At 72.2% G+C, this 19,385-nt stretch carries 19 protein-coding genes; 11 read left to right on the plus strand and 8 right to left on the minus strand.

Going from position 1 to position 19,385, the window contains the following annotated elements; all coding sequences use genetic code 11:
• The first annotated feature begins 49 nt into the window (after positions 1–49).
• The gene (locus RKD23_RS31505; RefSeq protein WP_424856765.1) at positions 50–190 is read left to right on the plus strand and encodes an SCO1431 family membrane protein; all 141 of its coding nucleotides are present in this window, start codon (positions 50–52) and stop codon (positions 188–190) included.
• Positions 191–366: 176 nt separating this feature from the next.
• Positions 367–1,026 carry a TetR/AcrR family transcriptional regulator gene (locus RKD23_RS31510; RefSeq protein ID WP_424856766.1) on the plus strand — a complete coding sequence of 220 codons (660 nt, stop codon included), beginning with the start codon at positions 367–369 and terminating at the stop codon, positions 1,024–1,026.
• A gap of 57 nt (positions 1,027–1,083) precedes the next feature.
• Here the strand turns inward: RKD23_RS31510 and RKD23_RS31515 are convergent, their stop codons facing one another.
• Entirely contained in the window at positions 1,084–2,313 is a 1,230-nt protein-coding gene (locus tag RKD23_RS31515; protein WP_424856767.1) for a glycoside hydrolase family 18 protein, read from the minus strand.
• A 340-nt stretch (positions 2,314–2,653) separates the two neighbouring features.
• Between RKD23_RS31515 and RKD23_RS31520 the strand changes: the two genes are divergently transcribed.
• The 3 genes from RKD23_RS31520 (at position 2,654) to RKD23_RS31530 (ending at position 6,414) form a co-directional block, all read left to right on the plus strand.
• Positions 2,654–3,826: an acyl-CoA dehydrogenase family protein gene (locus RKD23_RS31520; protein WP_424856768.1), complete on the plus strand. Its 1,173-nt coding sequence runs from the start codon at positions 2,654–2,656 to the stop codon at positions 3,824–3,826.
• 377 nt (positions 3,827–4,203) lie between these two features.
• Positions 4,204–5,319 carry a hypothetical protein gene (locus RKD23_RS31525; RefSeq protein ID WP_424856769.1) on the plus strand — a complete coding sequence of 372 codons (1,116 nt, stop codon included), beginning with the start codon at positions 4,204–4,206 and terminating at the stop codon, positions 5,317–5,319.
• A gap of 6 nt (positions 5,320–5,325) precedes the next feature.
• Entirely contained in the window at positions 5,326–6,414 is a 1,089-nt protein-coding gene (locus RKD23_RS31530) for a phosphotransferase family protein (RefSeq protein ID WP_424856770.1), read from the plus strand.
• Between the two features lie 10 nt (positions 6,415–6,424).
• Here the strand turns inward: RKD23_RS31530 and RKD23_RS31535 are convergent, their stop codons facing one another.
• Positions 6,425–6,874: a hypothetical protein gene (locus RKD23_RS31535; protein ID WP_424856771.1), complete on the minus strand. Its 450-nt coding sequence runs from the start codon at positions 6,872–6,874 to the stop codon at positions 6,425–6,427.
• A gap of 316 nt (positions 6,875–7,190) precedes the next feature.
• Between RKD23_RS31535 and RKD23_RS31540 the strand changes: the two genes are divergently transcribed.
• The 4 genes from RKD23_RS31540 (at position 7,191) to fxsA (ending at position 11,189) form a co-directional block, all read left to right on the plus strand.
• Positions 7,191–7,631 (plus strand): Lrp/AsnC family transcriptional regulator, encoded by a 441-nt coding sequence (locus RKD23_RS31540; protein ID WP_399648219.1) that lies wholly within the window; start codon positions 7,191–7,193, stop codon positions 7,629–7,631.
• 46 nt (positions 7,632–7,677) lie between these two features.
• A complete protein-coding gene (locus RKD23_RS31545; protein ID WP_424856772.1) occupies positions 7,678–9,279 on the plus strand; it encodes an amidohydrolase in 1,602 nt (533 codons plus the stop codon).
• 526 nt (positions 9,280–9,805) lie between these two features.
• Positions 9,806–10,597, plus strand: a complete 792-nt coding sequence (locus RKD23_RS31550; RefSeq protein WP_424856773.1) for a polyprenol monophosphomannose synthase — start codon at positions 9,806–9,808, stop codon at positions 10,595–10,597.
• Positions 10,598–10,640: 43 nt separating this feature from the next.
• Complete coding sequence (gene fxsA / locus RKD23_RS31555; protein WP_424856774.1) at positions 10,641–11,189, plus strand: FxsA family membrane protein; 549 nt, start codon at positions 10,641–10,643, stop codon at positions 11,187–11,189.
• A 109-nt stretch (positions 11,190–11,298) separates the two neighbouring features.
• Here fxsA and RKD23_RS31560 read toward each other — a convergent pair whose 3' ends face one another.
• From RKD23_RS31560 to RKD23_RS31575, 4 genes are all read right to left on the minus strand, one after another.
• Positions 11,299–11,673 carry an RNA polymerase-binding protein RbpA gene (locus RKD23_RS31560; RefSeq protein ID WP_003977404.1) on the minus strand — a complete coding sequence of 125 codons (375 nt, stop codon included), beginning with the start codon at positions 11,671–11,673 and terminating at the stop codon, positions 11,299–11,301.
• Between the two features lie 278 nt (positions 11,674–11,951).
• The gene (locus tag RKD23_RS31565) at positions 11,952–13,334 is read right to left on the minus strand and encodes an MFS transporter (RefSeq protein WP_424856775.1); all 1,383 of its coding nucleotides are present in this window, start codon (positions 13,332–13,334) and stop codon (positions 11,952–11,954) included.
• A gap of 49 nt (positions 13,335–13,383) precedes the next feature.
• Positions 13,384–14,154, minus strand: a complete 771-nt coding sequence (locus RKD23_RS31570; RefSeq protein WP_424856776.1) for a glycerophosphodiester phosphodiesterase — start codon at positions 14,152–14,154, stop codon at positions 13,384–13,386.
• On the minus strand, positions 14,151–14,813 hold the full coding sequence (locus RKD23_RS31575; protein ID WP_424856777.1) for a YczE/YyaS/YitT family protein: 663 nt from the start codon (positions 14,811–14,813) through the stop codon (positions 14,151–14,153). The genes RKD23_RS31570 and RKD23_RS31575 overlap by 4 nt, the downstream gene beginning before the upstream one ends.
• 101 nt (positions 14,814–14,914) lie before the next feature.
• Between RKD23_RS31575 and RKD23_RS31580 the strand changes: the two genes are divergently transcribed.
• Positions 14,915–16,423, plus strand: coding sequence for a PLP-dependent aminotransferase family protein (locus RKD23_RS31580; protein ID WP_424856778.1), 1,509 nt, complete (start codon positions 14,915–14,917; stop codon positions 16,421–16,423).
• Between the two features lie 75 nt (positions 16,424–16,498).
• Here the strand turns inward: RKD23_RS31580 and RKD23_RS31585 are convergent, their stop codons facing one another.
• Positions 16,499–18,181 (minus strand): hypothetical protein, encoded by a 1,683-nt coding sequence (locus RKD23_RS31585; RefSeq protein WP_424856779.1) that lies wholly within the window; start codon positions 18,179–18,181, stop codon positions 16,499–16,501.
• 40 nt (positions 18,182–18,221) lie between these two features.
• Positions 18,222–18,416, minus strand: coding sequence for a hypothetical protein (locus tag RKD23_RS31590; RefSeq protein ID WP_105974144.1), 195 nt, complete (start codon positions 18,414–18,416; stop codon positions 18,222–18,224).
• Between the two features lie 262 nt (positions 18,417–18,678).
• Between RKD23_RS31590 and RKD23_RS31595 the strand changes: the two genes are divergently transcribed.
• Positions 18,679–19,071 (plus strand): ankyrin repeat domain-containing protein, encoded by a 393-nt coding sequence (locus RKD23_RS31595; protein ID WP_404043265.1) that lies wholly within the window; start codon positions 18,679–18,681, stop codon positions 19,069–19,071.
• Positions 19,072–19,385: the final 314 nt, after the last annotated feature.

The raw sequence follows: 19,385 nt of genomic DNA on the forward strand, positions 1-19,385 counted from the left end.
GACCAAGCGCACGGTCGCAAAAGCCGCCCCGGGTGGCAAGGTGGACAGCATGACCACGAACGCAGCCACCGCGGCCCGGGTGACCACCGGCGGACCTCAGGAAGACGGCCCGAAGATCCTCGAGCACGTCATGGGCTGGACCCTGGTCGTGGTCGTCGCGATGCTGATCGCCCAGCTCGGCCTGCTGTGAGCGCCCAGCTCGGCCAGCTGTGACGGCCCAGCTCGGGCTGCTGTGACCGCCCGGCTCCGCCTGCTGTGAGCGCTGCCCGGCCCGCTGTGATCACTGCTCGGACAGCTGTGACCTGAGCCACCCATGACCTGACATACTGCGGGAGTCCCGCCGCCCGTCGGATATCAGGTTAGACAGTGACCATCAGCCATCAGCGTGGCGCCGCCCGGCCTCCGGTCCGCGGCACCGACCGCTCGCTGGCGCGTCGCGCCGAACTCCTCGCCATCGGGCGGAAGTTGTTCGCCGACACGCCCTACGACGCGCTCTCCATGGACGACATCGCCCGCCAGGCCCATGTCGCCAAGGGACTGATCTACTACTACTTCCACTCCAAGCGCGGCTACTACCTGGCCATAGTCCAGGACTCGGTCGCCGACCTGGTCGGCTTCGCGGCGAGCGGCCGTGAACTGCCCCCGGGGGACCGGGTGCACCGCACGATCGACGGCTATCTGCGCTACGCCGAGCACAACCACGCCTCCTACCGCACGATCGTCAGCGGCGGCGTCGGCTTCGACGCCGAGGTGCACGCCATCCGCGACGGGGTGCGCGAGGCGATCGTGACGACCATCGCCGAAGGGGCGTACGGCAGGCAGGAGATCGCTCCGCTGGCCCGCATGGGGCTGCTCGGCTGGGTGTGCGGCGTGGAGGGCGCCACCCTGGACTGGATCGACCGCCCGGGCCTCACCCGCGACGACATGCGCGAACTGCTGGTGCGGATGCTCGGCGGCACCCTGCGCGCGATCGAGGAGCTGGACCCGGCCCACCCGGCCCCGGAACCGGCCCGCCGGGACGTGTAGCCGACGGGCGGGGGCCCTTGTGGCTGTGCCCCCGCCCGGACCGCGCATCGGCCTCGATCAGTTGATCGCCCTGATCAGCTCACCGTTCGCCGTGTCCCCGCTCAGCTCCCAGAAGAAGGTGCCGCCCAGGCCCTGGTCGTTCTTGTACGTCATCTTGGTCGCGATGGTCGACGGGGTGTCGTAACTCCACCAGTTGCTGCCGCACTTGGCGTACGCGGTGCCGCCGACCGTGCCGGTGACCGGGCACTTGGTCTTGAGGACCTTGTAGTCGTCGATGCCCTGCTCGTACGTCCCCGCCGCCGGGCCGGTCGCGGTGCCGCCGGGTGCGGACTGGGTGACGCCGGTCCAGCCGCGGCCGTAGAAGCCGATGCCGAGCAGCAGCTTGGACGCCGGGATGCCGAGACCCTTGAGCTTGGCGATGGTCGCCGAGGTGTACATGTTCGCCTTGGGGATACCGCTGTAGGAGTTCAGCGGGGAGTGCGGGGCGGTCGGGCCCGTGGCGTCCCAGGCGCCGAAGTAGTCGTACGTCATCGGGTTGTACCAGTTGACGTACTGGGCGGCGCCCGCGTAGTCGGCGGCGTCGATCTTGCCGCCGGCCGTGGCGTCGGCGGTGATGGCCGCGGTGACGAGGTAGCTGGAGCCGAACTTGGCCCGCAGGGCCTGCATCAGGTTCCGGAACGCCGCCCTGCCGCTGGTGTCGCAGCTCAGACCGCAGGCGTTGGGGTACTCCCAGTCGATGTCGATGCCGTCGAAGACGTCCGCCCACTTGGAGTTCTCGACCAGGTCGTAGCAGGACTGGGCGAAGGCGGCGGGGTTGCGGGCCGCCTCGCCGAAGCCGCCGGACCACGTCCAGCCGCCGAACGACCAGAGGATCTTCAGGTTCGGGTGGAGCCGCTTGAGCTTGCGCAGCTGGTTGAAGTTGCCGCGCAGCGGCTGGTCCCAGGTGTCGGCGACGCCGTCCACCGACTCGGCGGCGGTGTAGGCGCGGTCGGTGGCGGCGTAGGCGTCGCCCATCGCGCACTTGCCGCCGGTGACGTTGCCGAAGGCGTAGTTGATGTGGGTGAGCTTCGCGCCGGAGCCGGAGGTCCGGATGTTCTTGACGAAGTACTTGCGGTCGTAGGTGCCCCATTCGGTGAAGTAGCCGACGACCTTGGAGCCGGCGGCCGCCTCGGCGGCGGGGGCGGTGGTGCTCGCGGTCGCGGTGGCGGTGCCCGCGCCGGCGAGCAGTCCGGCGCCGAGCACGGCGCTGCACAGCGCCGAGACGAGGGAACGGAAGGGGGTTCGCATCGGTGTCTCCTCGTGGGGGAGAGGGGGACATGCGCCGGCGCGCGCCCCGGTGCTTGGCATGGACGCGATGAAAAGCCGGTGATCCGACACCGTAGGAGGACTAGACCAGTGCGGTCAATGGTGCGGACCAATCCGATCCGGTCGCGGATTCTCTGAAGTAAGCGGTCGTTAACCAGTGACGCGCCGCCTCCGATCGGGCATACTCACAGCGCCGAGCCGCTGGTCAGCAGCGTCCGAGACCCGGAACTGCGAGCATCGACAACGGCACCAGAGAGACCTGGCGGAGCCGCCCCCACAACGGGCCGGGCCGCCCGTGCCCGAGAGGGAGGAGAGCGTCGCCATGCCCGACCGCGCCCCGCAGCCGGTGGATCGTCAACTGCCCACCGACGAGGCCCGGGATCTGATCTCGCTCGTCCGTGACATCGCACAGCGCGAGATCGCTCCGGCGGCGGCCGAGGAGGAGGACGCCGGGCGGTTCCCGCGCGAGATCTTCACCCTGCTCTCCCGCTCCGGCCTGCTCGGCCTGCCCTACGACGCCGAGTACGGCGGCGGCGAGCAGCCCTACGAGGTCTACCTCCAGGTCCTCGAAGAGCTGGCCATGGCCCGGCTCACCGTCGGCCTCGGGGTCAGTGTGCACACCCTGGCCTCCTACGCCCTGGCCGCCTACGGCAGCAAGGAGCAGCAGGTCGAGCATCTGCCCGCGATGCTGGGCGGCGGCCTGCTCGGCGCCTACTGCCTGTCCGAGCCGGCCTCCGGCTCCGACGCGGCCTCGCTGCGCACCAAGGCCGTGCGCGAGGGCGACGCCTGGGTGCTCACCGGCACCAAGGCGTGGATCACCCACGGCGGCATCGCCGACTTCTACACCGTGATGGCCCGCACCGGCGAGGACGGCCCGCGCGGCATCACCGCGTTCCTGGTGCCGGGCGACGCCGAGGGGCTGAGCGCCGCCGCGCCCGAGAAGAAGATGGGCATGAAGGGCTCGCCCACCGCCCAGATCCACCTCGACGGCGTCCGCGTCCCCGACAGCCGCCGTATCGGCGAGGAGGGCCAGGGCTTCACCATCGCCCTGTCCGCGCTCGACTCCGGGCGGCTCGGCATCGCCGCCTGCGCCATCGGCGTCGCCCAGGCGGCCCTCGACGAGGCCGTGGCGTACGCCCAGGACCGCCGCCAGTTCGGCAAGCCGATCGCCGACTTCCAGGGCCTGCGCTTCATGCTCGCCGACATGGCCACCCAGATCGAGGCCGGCCGCGCCCTGTACCTGGCGGCGGCACGGCTGCGCGACGCGGGGCTGCCCTTCGCCAAGCAGGCCGCGATGGCCAAGCTGCACTGCACCGACACCGCCATGAAGGTCACCACCGACGCCGTGCAGATCCTCGGCGGCTACGGCTACACCGCCGACTTCCCGGCCGAGCGCTACATGCGCGAGGCCAAGGTGCTGCAGATCGTCGAGGGCACCAACCAGATCCAGCGGATGGTCATCGCACGCCACCTCGCGGGTCCGGAGAGCCGCTGAACTGACCCGGCCGCACCACGGGCGCCGCGAGCCGTACCCACTCCGGGTCGTGGCGCCCGGGCAGCGTGCGGCCCCGGTCGGCCCAGGTGCGCAGCAGATCCAGGTAGATGGGCGGGTCCGCGGGCTGCGGCGGAGCCGTCGGGGGCGGGGCCATGGGAGGCGCCAGCGGAACCGATTCTGCGCGAGCCGGGACGAACAGTTGGTGCTGACGCCCGGTCGTGGAATAGGTGGGGGTCATACCGGGCCAACGCGGCGGTGGCGGCCCGGGTCACCGGTCGACGTAATCGGCCGTGAGTTCGCGCCCGTCCCGCACGCGGTCTGGTCATCGGAGCCGGTCTGACGTACCGTCACCTGAACCGCCGTCAGGGAGGTGCGCCTTGGCCGACGATCGCCCCGTACCGCTCGACGAGTACCCGGTCCACCAGGTGCCGCTGTCCATGAAGCACGTCGCCACCGGCGACCGCAACGCCTACGACCGCGGCATCTTCCACGTCTTCGACCACGCCGGCCGGGCTCTGCTGATCACCGGCCTCGGCGTGTACCCGAACCTCGGCGTGACCGACGCGTACGCCACCCTGCGCCTCGGCGACACCCTGTACGCCGTACGGGCGAGCGACGCCCTCGGCGACGACCGCCTGCGGCTCTCCGTCGGGCCTCTGCGCACCACCGTCGAGCGGCCGCTCGCGGAGTTCGTGCTGAGCTGCGCGCCCCCGCCGGACGACCCCGACGGCCTCTCCTTCGAGATCCACTGGTCGGCCGACTTCCCCGCGCTGTGGGAGCCGCACCATGTGCAGCGGCGCGGCGACCGGCTCACCCTGGAGGGCCGGCGTTTCGTGCAGGCGGGCCGGTGCACTGGCCGGATCCGCGCGGGCGGCCGGGAGATCCGCCTCAAGCCCGGCGAGTGGACCGGCACCCGCGACCGCAGCTGGGGCGTGCGCCCCCTGCCCGGCGAGGACGGCGGCCGGCTCGCCGCGGAACACCCCACCGAGGGCTTCCACTGGATCTGGAGCCCGGTGCGCTTCGAGGACCGGTTCCTGATGCTCGTCGTCCAGGAGGACGCCGACGGCCACCGTTCCCTGAACGACGCCACCCTCGTCACCCCGGGGCAGCGGGACCGCCAGCTCGGCTGGCCCCAGGCCGAGATCACCTACCGCCCGGGCACCCGCCACCCCGAACGCGCCGTCGTCCACCTCGGCGACGTACGCAAACCGCAGGAGCTGGAGGTGGAGATCATCGCCTCCTCGCCGCTCGCGGTCGGCGCCGGGTATCCGCCCGCCGAGGACTGGCAGCACGGCACCTGGCAGGGCCCGGGCTGGGTGGACCGCCGTACGTACGACATGGCGGCACCGCACCCCCGTGTCGCGTACGGCGTCACCGACCACGCGGCCCGCTTCCGCCTCGACGGGCGCACGGGGTACGGCATCTTCGAGCACGGTTCCTTCGGCCGCCACGACCCCAGTGGGTTCACCGGCTTCGACTCGGTCGGGCGGTGAGGCGAGATGCCTCCCGCACGCCCCCGCACCACCACCCGCGACCCCGAGGACATCGCCCGCCGCCTCACCGCCTGGCTGGACACCCGGCTCCCCGGCGCGAAGGCCACCGGCGTGCGCGTCCCCGCCTCCAACGGCATGTCCAGCGAGACCGTCCTGTTCGACATCGAGCACCCCGAACCGCCCCTGCGCGCCTGTGTGTTGCGGCTCGCGGCGGACCCGTCGGCGTACACCGTCTTCCCCGAGTACGACATGTACCGCCAGTACCGCACGATGAGACTGGTCGCCGAGCACACGGACGTGCCCGTCCCCGAGGTGCGGTGGCTGGAGCTGGACCCCGGCCCGCTCGGCGCGCCCTTCTTCGTCATGGAGCGCGTCGCGGGGCGGGTCCCGCCGGACGTGATGCCGTACACCTACGGCGGCAACTGGCTGCACGCGGCGAGCGACGCCGAGCGGGAACGCCTGGAGGCCGCCACCGTAGGGCTGTTGGCCCGGCTGCACGACCAAGTGCCGCTCGGCGAGGCCCGGTTCCTCGCCCTGCCGGGCGCGGACGCGCTGCGCGGCCATGTCACGGCCCAACGCGCCTACTACGCCTGGGTCGTGCACGGCCTGCCCCGCTCACCGCTCATCGAGGCGGCCTTCGACCGGCTGGAGGAGCTGTGGCCCGCCGAGCCGGGCACACCGGTGCTCAGCTGGGGCGACGCGCGCATCGGCAACGTCGTCTACGACGGCTTCGAGCCCGCCGCCGTCCTCGACTGGGAGATGGCCGCGCTCGCACCGCGTGAGACGGACCTGGGATGGCTGGTCTACCTGCACCGCTTCTTCCAGGACCTCACGGTCGCCTCCGGACAGCCCGGACTGCCGGACCTCCTGCGCCGCGAGAACGTCGAGGCCCGCTATGCCGAGTTGACCGGACACACCCCGCGCGACATGGACTTCCACACCCTCTACGCCGCCCTGCGGCACGCGATCGTCATGCTGCGGATCGCGTACCGCCGAGTGCACTTCGGTGAGGCGGCCCTGCCGGCGGATCCGGACACACTGATCCTGCACCACGGCAGCCTGCGGGCCATGGTGCAGGGCAGTTACTGGAACTGAGCGAAGCGGCTCAGGCGGCGTGGCGGCGCATCGACGGGACGCGCATCGGGCGCGAGCCCGGACCGCCGACGTGCGAGAAGGGCTGCGTCCGCCAGTCGAGCCCCTGAGGGAGCGTCAACAGCAGGGCCGTGTCCTGCTCCTGCGGCTCGACGGTCTCGTCGGCCGGGCGGGCGTCGGTGGCGCTGCGGCCGGTGCCCCGGCACACCGTGAGCCCGAACGGGTTCCACGGCGAGGCGCACAGCGCGTGCTCCGGCAGGGACTCCTCGTCCGCCAGCAGGGCGATCGGCTGGGCGCAGTCCGGGCAGATCACCCGGTACATCTCGAAGGTGTCGTACGCGTCGACGGCCTCGTCACCGTCATCACCGTCGAAGACGTCGGTTTCGACGCCCTCCGGCTCGGGCTCGACGACCGGCTGCTGCCGCTTGGGCACGCTACGACCAGGGCGCTTAAGACTCTGCATGGGATTCTCCCCCTCGGGCTGGGCCGTGAAGGCGCTGCGGCCTCGACCACAGCAAGCACTTCCCGTCCGGCCTCCGAGGTAATCACGAGTCCATCACGGACGTCACCCGGGACCTGTGGCGTTCGTCACACGCCGTCCGCAGGTGCCCGGAAACGGCGTGTCCCGGCCCCTCGTGCCTCCGGCGGTCCTCGAGCAGTTCTCCGGCGGACCGCGAGCCGGGGCGGACGAGGACGGGCGGGGCCCCAGGTCACGAACCGGGTATGACCGGGCTGTCGAGGTATCCGAAGAGATCAACCGCCCTGTAGGTTCTTGCGCCATGGAGGAGCTGGACCGTCAGATCGTGCAGCTGCTCGTCAAGGACGGGCGGATGAGCTACACAGACCTCGGCAAGGCCACGGGTCTGTCGACGTCGGCCGTGCACCAGCGGGTGCGCCGGCTGGAACAGCGCGGGGTCATCCGCGGCTACGCCGCGGTGGTCGACCCCGAGGCCGTCGGGCTGCCGCTGACCGCCTTCATCTCGGTCAAACCCTTCGACCCCAGCGCCCCCGACGACATCTCCGACCGGCTCGTCGGCGTCCCCGAGATCGAGGCCTGCCACAGCGTCGCGGGCGACGAGAACTACATCCTCAAGGTGCGCGTGGCCACACCGCACGAGCTGGAGGGCCTGCTGGCCCGCATCCGGTCGCTCGCCGGGGTGTCGACGCGTACGACGGTGGTGCTCTCGACGCCGTACGAGGCACGGCCGCCGCGTATCTGACGACCTGCGTGCGGTGCGCCCCGGCCGAGGCGCGAGACTGTTCCTCATGAGTGAGCGCACCGCCCCGACCGAGACCGTCCTGCTGCGCCGCGGAGAAGTGCACAGCCCCGCGGACCCCTTCGCCACCGCCATGGTCGTCGAGCACGGCCAGGTCGCCTGGGTCGGCTCGGAGGGCGCGGCCGACGCCTTCGCCGACGGCGTCGACGAGGTCGTCGACCTGGACGGGGCACTGGTCACCCCCGCGTTCACCGACGCGCACGTCCACACCACCGCCACCGGGCTGGCCCTGACCGGCCTCGACCTGTCCGCGGCCCGCGATCTGGACCAGGCCCTGACGCTCGTACGGCGGTTCGCCGCCGCCCGCCCCGACGACCGGGTCCTGCTCGGCCACGGCTGGGACGCGGCCCGCTGGCCCGGCGGCCGCCCCCCGACGCGCGCCGAGCTCGACGAGGCCACCGGCGGCCGTCCCCTCTACCTCTCCCGGATCGACGTCCACTCGGCGGTCGTCACCACGGCGCTGCTCGACATGACGCCCGGCCTCGGCCCGGTGGACGGCCCGCTCACCGCCGACGCCCATCACGCCGTACGGGCCACCGCCCTGGCCGCCGTCACCCCCGCCCAGCGCACCGAGGCCCAGCGCGCGGCCCTCGCGCACGCGGCCTCCCTCGGCATCGGCTCGGTCCACGAGTGCGGCGGCCCGGAGATCTCCTCCGAGGACGACTTCACCGGCCTGCTCCGCCTCGCCGCCGAGGAGCCCGGCCCACGGGTGGTCGGCTACTGGGCCGAGCAGGATGTGGCGAAGGCGCGTGAGCTGGGCGCGCTCGGCGCCGCGGGCGACCTGTTCGTCGACGGCGCCCTCGGCTCCCACACCGCCTGCCTGCACCAGCCGTACGCCGACGCCGGGCACACCGGCACCGCCTACCTGGACGCGGCGGCCGTCGCCGCGCATGTCGTCGCCTGCACCGAGGCCGGGCTCCAGGCGGGCTTCCACGCGATCGGCGACGCCGCCGTCAGCGCTGTCGTGGAGGGCGTGCGCGCCGCATCCGACAAGGTCGGGCTCGCCCGCGTCCGGGCCGCCCGGCATCGCGTCGAGCACGCCGAGATGCTCGACCCCGAGGCGATCGCCGCCTTCGCCGAGCTGGGTCTGACCGCGTCCGTGCAGCCGGCGTTCGACGCGCTGTGGGGCGGCGAGGACGGCATGTACGCCCAGCGGCTCGGGGTGGAGCGGGCCCGCTCGCTCAACCCGTTCGCCGCCCTGCTGCGGGCCGGTGTCCCGCTCGCCCTCGGCTCCGACAGCCCGGTCACGCCGCTCGACCCGTGGGGCACGGTCCGGGCCGCCGCCTTCCACCGCACGCCCGAGCACCGGGTCTCCGTGCGCGCCGCGTTCACCGCCCACACCCGCGGCGGCTGGCGGGCCACCGGCCGGGACGACGCGGGCGTCCTGGTGCCCGGCGCACCCGCCGACTACGCGGTCTGGCGCACCGGCGAGCTGGTGGTCCAGGCCCCCGACGACCGGGTCGCCCGCTGGTCCACCGACCCCCGCTCCGGCACCCCCGGCCTGCCCGACCTGACCCCCGGCGGCGAGCTGCCGGTGTGCCTGCGCACGGTCGTCGGCGGGCGGACGGCGTACGTACGGCCGGGCGAGTGATCTACGCCGCCGGACCCCCTCCGGCGGCTCACCGCGCGACCTGCGCATCCTCCCCGCCGACCAGCACGTTCCGAACGTATGCGCAGCTCAAAGGGGTGTTGACAGAGGACGGTCCGGGGCCGGTAGGTTCGGCGGAGTCCACCACAGGACGCCCGACGGGGGCACGTCCGCGCACTCGCCGCCGCGCCGCTGGGTCAGGGACGGTGCACCCCACCGGGCACCGCCACTGGGAGCCAGGCTCAGCGCCCGCGCCGCGGCGAGGGAACGTTCCGGCCGGTCGGGAAGGTGTGACCCGGGTGGGGCCCGGCCGCTCAGTAGACAACGGCCTCAGGTCGATCCGCAGCCAGCGGATCCCGGGCCGGCCCGAAGGGTGCCGGGCCCCCATCCGCAGCCCCGTGGGCCGCTGTCATGACTCCCGTGGGCCCCGCTGTTGTGGAATCGGCACGAGCATACGAACCGCCCGCCACGTCATCGCAGACGGCGGCCACTATGGTGGACCTCTGCGCATGAAGACGAAGGGGCAGCAGTGAACGACGGCGACGGGAGCGGGGCGGCACAGTCCCAGAGCAGGCGTTTCGGCCCGCTCGGCACGGCCCTGGTGATCATTCCGACCTACAACGAGGCGGAGAACATCAAGGGGATCGTGGGGCGGGTGCGGGCCGCCGTCCCCGCGGCGCACGTGCTCGTGGCCGACGACAACAGCCCGGACGGCACGGGCAAGCTGGCCGACGAGCTGGCCGTGGGCGACGACCAGGTGCATGTCCTGCACCGCAAGGGCAAGGAGGGCCTCGGCGCCGCCTACCTCGCGGGCTTTAGCTGGGGCCTGGAGCGGGACTACGGCGTCCTCGTCGAGATGGACGCCGACGGCTCCCACCAGCCCGAGGAACTGCCCCGGCTGCTGACCGCCCTCAAGGGCGCCGACCTGGTGCTCGGCTCGCGCTGGGTGCCGGGCGGACGCGTGGTGAACTGGCCCAAGAGCCGAGAGTTCATCTCCCGCGGCGGCAGCCTGTACTCCCGTGTCCTGCTGGACGTCCCGATCCGTGACGTCACCGGCGGCTACCGGGCCTTCCGCCGCGAGACCCTGGAAGGGCTGGGCCTGGACGAGGTCGCCTCGCAGGGCTACTGCTTCCAGGTCGACCTGGCCCGGCGGGCGATCAAGGCCGGGTACCACGTGGTCGAGGTGCCCATCACGTTCGTGGAGCGCGAGCTGGGCGACTCCAAGATGAGCCGGGACATCCTGGTCGAGGCGCTGTGGCGGGTGACGACCTGGGGCGTGGGGGAGCGGGCCGGCAAGGTCGCCAAGCGGCTTCGCCCGTAGGACGTTTATCCCGGACTGAGCTGCCGCGGGGCACACTGGACGCATGACGCAGACCTCCACGCAGCCGGCGAGGCCCCGCCGCAGCCGGCTCCGCACCTTCCTGCCCCTCGGGATAGCCGCCTGGCTCGTGCTGGAGATCTGGCTGCTGACCGTGGTCGCGGGCGCGGCGGGCGGGTTCACCGTCTTCCTGCTGCTGGTCGCCGGCATCCTGCTCGGTGCGGCCGTGGTGAAGCGGGCCGGACGCCGGGCCTTCCAGAACCTGAACCAGGCGGTGCAGCGCGGCGGCACACCGTCCGGCAGCGAGGGCAACGGCTGGCTGATGCTCGGCGGCCTGCTGCTGATGCTCCCCGGCCTGGTTTCCGACGTGCTCGGCCTGATCCTGCTGATCCCGCCCGTCCAGAAGGCCCTCGGCCGCCGCGCCGAGCGCACCTTCGAGCGCCGGCTGCGCGCCGCCGCGCCGGGCAGCTTCGGAGACGCCTTCCAGCAGGCCCGTATCCACCGCCCGGACGGGAAGGTCGTCCAGGGCGAGGTCATCCGGGACGAGCCCGGCGGGGACGCCCCGCAGGGACCGCGCCCGCCGCTGACGCACTGAGAGGCCTCGCCAGCCTTGCGGAAGACAGACCGAGGGCGCCGTACGAGATCTCGTACGGCGCCCTCGGTCATTTCGGCGTGCGCTGTCGCCGGTCAAGCCACGCTGGGGCTCATGCCGACTTGCGGCTGTCCCGGGGGTGAACCGCGATGTTCATCGCCCCGGAGCGGAGAACGGCGAGTCGCTCCTCGAGAACCTCTTCGAGTTCCTCGCGGGTGCGCCGCTCCATCAGCATGTCCCAATGCGTACGCGCGGGCTTGGCCTTCTTCTCCTCAGGGCCGTCGCCATCCACGAGGAGTGCCTGGGCCCCGCAGACCTTGCACTCCCACTCCGGCGGGATCTCCGCCTCGACCGAGAAGGGCATCTCGAAGCGGTGCCCCTTCTCGCATGCGTACTCCACGGCCTGGCGCGGGGCCAGGTCGATGCCGCGGTCCGTCTCGTAGCTGGTCACCACGAGGCGCGTGCCGCGAAGAGCTCGCTCACTCATGAATCGTGCCTCCCGGGCTTGTCGCCCACAGGACAGGTGTCGCTGTCGTCGTCATCCGGTCAACGTCCGGTCGGCGGTAAAGATTCCCGTCCCGTGTCCCGTTTCGGGTCATGCGTCGCCGTCGTAGCCGCAGCCTTGTCAACCAGTGCAGTACCCACCGGCGCCCGGTTTGTCACATCTGCTAGGAGATGTCACCCAGCGTTTTTGCATCTTTGACGCGCAGTAACGGTACGCCTGGCAGGCCAAAGGCGTACACTACCGCCCTTTCGCCCTGAGTGCTAAATCCTCTCGGGAACCGGGTTGCCCGCGTCGCCGATCGCCCGGCGCACCGGGACCCTCGCGAGCAGTACGAAGCCCAGGACGAAGAAGGCCACGAGCGAGATGATCGCGTCCCGGTAGCTCCCGGTCAGCTGGAACGTCAGCCCGAACAGCAGCGGCCCGAGCCAGCTCATCCCGCGGTCGCTCACCTCGTACGCGGCGAAGTATTCGGCCTCCTTGCCCGGCGGGACGAGGTGGGAGAACAGCGAGCGGGACAGGGCCTGGCTGCCGCCCAGGACCAGGCCGATCCCCGAGGCCAGCACGAAGAACCACACCGACTGTCCCGCGGGCAGGAAGTAGCCCGCCGCAAGGACCGCCGTCCACGCGGCCAGCGACCCGAGGATCGTGCGCTTGGCCCCGTAGATCCGCGCGAGCCGTCCCAGCGCCAGCGCGCCCGCCACCGCGAGCACCTGCACCAGCAGGACCGCGCCGATGAGGGTCGACTGGCCGAGGTCCAGCTCCTTCGAGCCGTAGACCGAGGCCTGGGAGATCACCGTCTGGATGCCGTCGTTGTAGACCAGGTAGGCCATCAGGAAGCCCAGCGTCAGCGGGTGGCGGCGCATGTCCCGGACCGTGGCGGTCAGCTGCCGCAGGCCGGGCGCGGTCGCCTCGCGCGCGGGAGGCTCGCCTTCGGACGTGGTCGCCTCGCCCGCGCGGGTGCGCCGGTCGCGCAGCCGCCGCAGCGGGATCAGCGCGAAGCCGCCCCACCACAGGCCGGCCGACGCCAGACAGATCCGGACCGCCATGCCCTCGGACAGACCGAAGCTGTCGTGGGCGAGGTAGAGGACCAGGTTGGCGACCAGGACCAGGGCGCCCGCCGCGTAGCCGAAGGCCCAGCCGCGCGAGGAGACCGCGTCGCGTTCCTCGGGCGGGGCGATCTGCGGCAGATAGGAGTTGTAGAGCATCATCGCCACCGACTGCGCGGCGTTCGCCACGATCAGCAGCACTCCGCCCAGCAGATAACGGTCGCCGGCCAGGAAGAACATGCCCGCCGTCGCCCCGGCCCCGACATAGGCGGCCGCGCCCAGGAACGGCTTCTTGCGGCCGGTGCGGTCGGCGGCGGCGCCCACCAGGGGCATCACCAGCACCGCCACGATCACCGACAGGGACACCGAATAGGCGAAGAACGACCCCGCCCGCACCGGGATGCCCAAGGGGTGGACGAAACCCTCGGCGTCGGCGGCCTCCTCGGCGACCGACGTCAGATAGGGGCCGAGGAACACGGTGAGCACGCTGGTCGAGTAGACCGAGCACGCCCAGTCGTAGAAGTACCAGCCGCGCTGCTCGCGCCGCCGGTCCGCCGCCTCGTCGGCGACCGCCGTGCGCTCGGTCTCGGTCCCCACCCGCGCCCTCGCTTCCGGTCCGACGCCGCGCGGGGGCGCGTTCCGGGGGTCAGACCCAGACGCCCCGGTCCTCCATGACCTTGCGCAGCGTGTCGATGTGATCGGTCATGATGCCATCGACACCGAGGTCCAGGAGCCTGTGCATGCGATCGGGCTCATTGATCGTCCACACATGCACCTGGAGCCCACGCGCGTGTGCCGTGCGCACGAAGCGGTGGTCGACCACCTGGATGCCCGACTGGGTCTCGGGCACCTGCGCCGCGACCGCCGAGGCGCGCAGCGCCGCAGGGACGCCCCAGGAGCGCAGCCGCAGATTGAGCACACCGCGCGTGCCGTACGACGTGGCCAGGCGCGGACCCGCCAGCCGCTGGGCGCGCACGACACGGGCCTCGGAGAACGAACCGACACAGATTCGATCCCAGGTGTTCGTTCGCTCGATCAGTTCCAGGAAGGGGTGCAGGGCGGGCTCCGCCTTGACGTCGACGTTCCAGCGCACCTGCGGGAACTCCTCCAGCAGCTCCTCGAACAGCGGTACCGGCTCCTTGCCCGCCACACGCGCGTGCCGTACGTCGGCCCAGAGCCGGTCGGCGATCCGCCCCGCGCCGTCCGTCATCCGGTCCAGCGTCGCGTCGTGGAAGGCGACCAGCTTTCCGTCGCGCGTGGCGTGGACGTCCGTCTCGATGTACCGGTAACCCAGCTCCACCGCGCGCCGGAACTGCAGCCTGGTGTTCTCCAGGCCGTCGGCCGCGCCGCCCCGGTGGGCGAACGCGATCGGGCCGGGGTGGTCGAGATAGGGGTGGCGTATCCGCGTGGTGGTCACCGACGCAGTATCGCTCCACGGGGTTGACCGGTGGCAACGACCGTGCTGCCGTCCGATGCCGTCGGGACGGCGAACACGCGCAGGAACACCTGGGCGAGCGGGCCGATCGACACCGCGTACAGCAGGGTGCCGACGCCCACGGTGCCGCCGAGCAGGAACCCGGTCACCACGACCGTGATCTCGACGACCGTGCGCACCGACCGGATCGACCACCCCGTGCGCCGGTTCAAGCCCGTCATCAGTCCGTCCCGGGGGCCGGGCCCGAAGCGCGCCGCGATGTACAGGCCGGTCGCGGCGCCGTTCAGGACGATCCCGGCCGCCATCAGCGAAATCCGGACCGCGAGGCCGTGCGCGTCGGGCACCACGGCCAGCGTGGCGTCCATCGCGGCACCGATCACCAGCACGTTGGAGACCGTGCCGAGGCCCGGCCGCTGCCGCAGCGGGATCCACAGCAGCAAGACGGCCGCGCCCACCAGGGTCAGCACCACGCCGATCGACAGCCCGGTCCGCTCCGCGAGCCCCTCATGCAGCACGTTCCAGGGCTCGAGACCGAGACCCGAGCGGATGAGGAGGGCCGAGCTGGCTCCGTACAGGGCCAGACCGCCGTACAACTGCACGAGACGCCGTAGGACGTGGTCCGGCGTGGAGGAGATGGACAAGAAGTGCCCCCCGGATGGTGGTAGTGGCCTGACGCATGTCACTCTGTGGCTTGAGGGGAAACCTCATCCATGGCCAATTCGGGGAAGGTGGACTGGTAACCATGGCGCAGTGGACTTCCGCGGTGGGGGCCGCGCAGCTCGCCCGGCTGCTCAAGTCCCAGCAGGACCGACCGGCCGGCCCCGGCACCCGCCGCCCGCCCGCCTACCGCGCACTCGCCGACGGCATCCGGCTGCTGGTGCTGGAGGGCCGCGTCCCCGTGGCCGCCCGGCTGCCCGCCGAGCGGGAGCTGGCCCTGTCGCTGGCCGTCAGCCGGACCACGGTGGCCGCCGCCTACGAGGCGCTGCGCGGCGAGGGCTTCCTCGAGTCCCGGCGCGGTGCCGGCAGCTGGACCGCCGTACCGGCCGGGAACCCGCTGCCCGCGCGGGGCCTGGAGCCGCTGCCGCCCGAGGCGCTCGGCTCGATGATCGACCTCGGCTGCGCCGCCCTGCCCGCCCCCGAGCCCTGGCTCACCCGGGCCGTGCAGGGCGCCCTGGAGGAACTGCCGCCCTACGCGCACACGCACGGCGACTACCCGGCCGGGCTGCCCGCGCTGCGCGCGATGATCGCCGAGCGGTACACCGCGCGCGGCATCCCGACCATGCCCGAGCAGATCATGGTGACGACCGGCGCGATGGGCGCCATCGACGCCATCTGCCATCTCTTCGGCGGCCGCGGCGAGCGCATCGCCGTCGAGTCGCCGTCGTACGCCAACATCCTCCAGCTCATGCGCGAGGCGGGCGCGCGGCTGGTGCCCGTCGCCATGGCCGAGGGCCTCAGCGGCTGGGACATGGACCGCTGGCGCCAGGTGCTGCGGGAGGCCGCGCCGCGCATCGCGTACGTCGTCGCCGACTTCCACAACCCGACGGGCGCCCTCGCCGACGACGACCAGCGCCGTCGGCTGGTGGAGGCCGCCCGCTCGGCGGGGACCGTGCTGGTCGCCGACGAGACGATGAGCGAGCTGTGGCTGGACGAGGAGTACGCGGGCGGCGGCATGCCGCGGCCGGTGTGCGGGTTCGACCCGGCCGGGTCCACCGTGGTCACCGTCGGCTCGGCCAGCAAGGCCTTCTGGGCCGGCATGCGCATCGGCTGGGTGCGCGCCGCCCCGGACGTCATCCGCAGCCTCGTCGCCGCCCGCGCCTACGCCGACCTGGGCACGCCCGTGCTGGAGCAGCTGGCGGTGAACTGGCTGTTCAGCACCGGCGGCTGGGAGCAGGCCGTCGAGCTGCGCCGCGCCCAGGCCCGGGAGAACCGGGACGCGCTGGTCACGGCCGTACGGCGGGAGCTGCCCGACTGGGAGTTCGAGGTGCCCGGCGGCGGTCTGACCCTGTGGGTGCGGGCCGGCGGCCTGTCGGGGTCGCGGCTCGCCGAGGCGGGGGAGCGGGTCGGCGTCCGTGTGCCCTCGGGGCCGCGCTTCGGGGTCGACGGGGCCTTCGAGGGCTACGTACGCCTGCCGTTCACGGTCGGCGGGGCGCTCGCCGAGGAGGCGGCGGTACGGCTGGCCGCGGCGGCGCGGCTGGTGGAGAGCGGCGGAACGGCCGGGGGCGAGGCCCCGCGCACCTTCGTGGCCTGATCAGAGTCGGGGCGCTACGGCGAGAGGGCCGGGTGGCTGACAGCCACCCGGCCCTCTCGCCGATGCCGTGTCCGCTCAGCTCTCCCCGGCCATCGCCTCGGTCGGCACCTTGTTCATCGGCACCTCCTCCAGCGGCGGCTTGTCCATGGGGATCTTCTCCAGCGGGATCTTCTCCAGCACCGGCTTCTCGACGGGCAGCTTCTCGATGGGCACCGCCTCGGTCGTCACGACGGCCGGCTCCGCGTCCGCCGGGGTCGTGCGCGGCGGCAGGAGGTCGAGGACGGCCTGGCGATGGGCGTCGCTGGTGGCGTCGTCGTACGGGTCGGGGGTGGCCGGCACCTGGAGACGCAGGACCGGGCCGGTGCCCAGGCGGGCGTAGCCGCGGCCGGGCGGGACAGCGGTGGTGGGAGTCGTGTGCGGCGGGGCACCCAGGACGGCCGCCAACTGCTCGGTGGTCGCCGGGCCGAGGACGACACGCGCGCGGGTGTGCTGGCGTACCGCGTCGCTGAGCAGATCCAGGTGGTCGAACTGCTCGGCCACCACGATCGTGACGTTGGCGGCGCGGCCGTGCCGCAGCGGCAGATGGAGCAGGGACTGCGGGTCCTGGTGCCCGTCGGTGCCGACGAGACCGAGGGCGATGGGGCGGTCCAGGACGATCCACAGCGGGCGCCGGGTGTCCTCGGGCGGCGCCTGCCCCGCCTGGCGCGCGCGGTTGACGGCGATGAGCCGGCGCTCGGTCTCGTGCGCGGCCCACTCCAGGCTGGCCAGTGCCCCGGCCACGGCGCACTCGACGGCGAGGACGCCGTCCCGGCCGGTGAGACAGGCGTACTCACCGGTGCCGCCGCCCTCGACGATCAGGACGTCGCCGTACTGCAGGGCCTGCAGGGCGATCGAGCGCAGCAGCGTGGAGGTGCCGCTGCCCGGCTGGCCCACGGCCAGCAGATGCGGCTCGGTGGAGCGGACGCCGGTGCGCCACACCACGGGCGGGACGTCGCGCTGCTCCTCCCCGTGGGTGAGGGGGAGCGTGCGCGGGACCTCGCCGGGGTCGGTGAAGCCCAGGACGGTCTCGCCGGGGGAGGTGACGAACCGCTGGGCGGCGATGTCGGTGGGGAGCGGGGCGAGGACGGTGACCGTGAGCTGGTTGCCCTCCTCGTCCCAGATGAAGTGGTACTCGCGGCCGCGGCCCGACTTGGCGCTCAGCAACTGCTCGATCCGCGCGCGGGCGGCCGGTTCGCCGTCGGTGAAGTACGCCGGGTAGCGGACCACCAGACTGCTGACCCGGCCGGAGTCGTCGAACTCGAAGTCGGTGAGGACCTTGTCCCACTCGCCGCCGTGGGCGTACAGCGGAGCGGGGTCCTCGGCGGTGGAGAAGTACGGGACGAGTGCCTCGTACAGCGCCTGCAGGCGCTGCGTCTGCGACTCGTCGGGGCCCTCGGGGGCCGGCGGGGTGCGGTCCCGGCCCTGCCAGGCTGCCGCCGCCATCAGGGTGATGACGGCCAGCAGCGGGCCGTACGGCACGAGGGCCACGACCAGGATCACCGACGCCATCAGGAACAGCAGCGGCCCGCGCTTGTCCTTGGGGGTGTCGGACCACTTGCGCCGCCCGGCCGAGGCCAGCCGGCGCAGCCCGCGGGTGATCGTGATCAGCGGGTGGAGGACGTCGGTGGCACTGTCGGCCGCCGTCCGGGCCAGCTCCCGGCTCCGGGCGATCTGTGCGCTGCCTGTGCTCAGGATGCGGGGGAGGGGGCGCCGGGCCACTGCTGTCTCCTGAAGGTGCGTACGGACGGGATCTGCGGCGTCAGAACTTGATGCCGCCGAGGAGGCTCGCGAGACTCTCGCCGCCGGCCTTGATGCTCGGCGCGATGGCCGTGCTCGCGAGGTAGAAGCCGAAGAGCGCCGCCACAAAGGCGTGCGATGCCTTGAGTCCGTCCTTCTTGAAGAAGAGGAAGACGATGATGCCGAGCAGGACCACGCCTGAGATGGACAGAATCATTTGAGTTCTCCTGGTTCGTGGGGACAGTCACCATGAGTACTTCCAGGATCACAGCATGTATCCATACGATAAAAGGTGCAAATGGTGGAAATTCTGGAAATTTCCCCCGTATGGCGGAGGCTTGGAGGGCCTCCCTGAGCAGGGAAGTTGCGTCGAACGGGTCTCGCGGTGATCTTTGCCTCGGGCGACTCCGGTCATGTGCGCCCACAGCCAGTACCCTGGCGATTCACCCGAACGGCTGTAAGGAGAGGTGGACCGGCCGATGACTGAAGCCCCCGACCCCGAGGTCGTGGAGCTCGCGACCAAGATCTTCGATCTGGCGCGGCAGGGGCAGACCGACGCGCTCGCCGAGTATGTGGACGCGGGCGTTCCGGCCAACCTCACCAACGACCGCGGCGACTCGCTCGTGATGCTCGCCGCCTACCACGGACACGCCGACACCGTCCGGGCCCTGCTCGCCCGAGGCGCCGAGGCGGACCGGATCAACGACCGAGGCCAGACCCCCCTCGCCGGGGCGGTCTTCAAGGGCGAGGAAGCCGTGATCCGCGCCCTCCTGGAGGGCGGAGCCGATCCGTCCGCGGGCACGCCCTCGGCCGTCGACACGGCCCGGATGTTCGGCAAGACAGACCTGCTCCAACTGTTCGGAGCGAACTGATCCGAACGCCCTGACCAGGGAAAACAAGGTCCCTGGCAGGACAGGCAACGGAAAACGGGGGAGGCGGTACAGGGCCGCCGGAAATTTCGGTCGCGGCATCGAAGAGCGCCGAGTCATCATGACGTCGTGATTCACGGACGCGATGGCTGGGCAGGTGTTGCCGCACCGCGCGGGCCGTGATGCGGCCCGCATGGGCCACCGACGAGAGGCAGAGAGAGATGGTCTACAGCAAGCATGAGACGGCGGGCGCCCCGACGCGTTGTCACGCGGCCCGGTAAAGCACGTTTTCCGGTCGCGTCGACGCTTGATGTGAG

Source organism: Streptomyces sp. SAI-170, from assembly GCF_049739565.1.
In the GTDB taxonomy this organism is placed as follows: Bacteria; Actinomycetota; Actinomycetes; order Streptomycetales; family Streptomycetaceae; genus Streptomyces.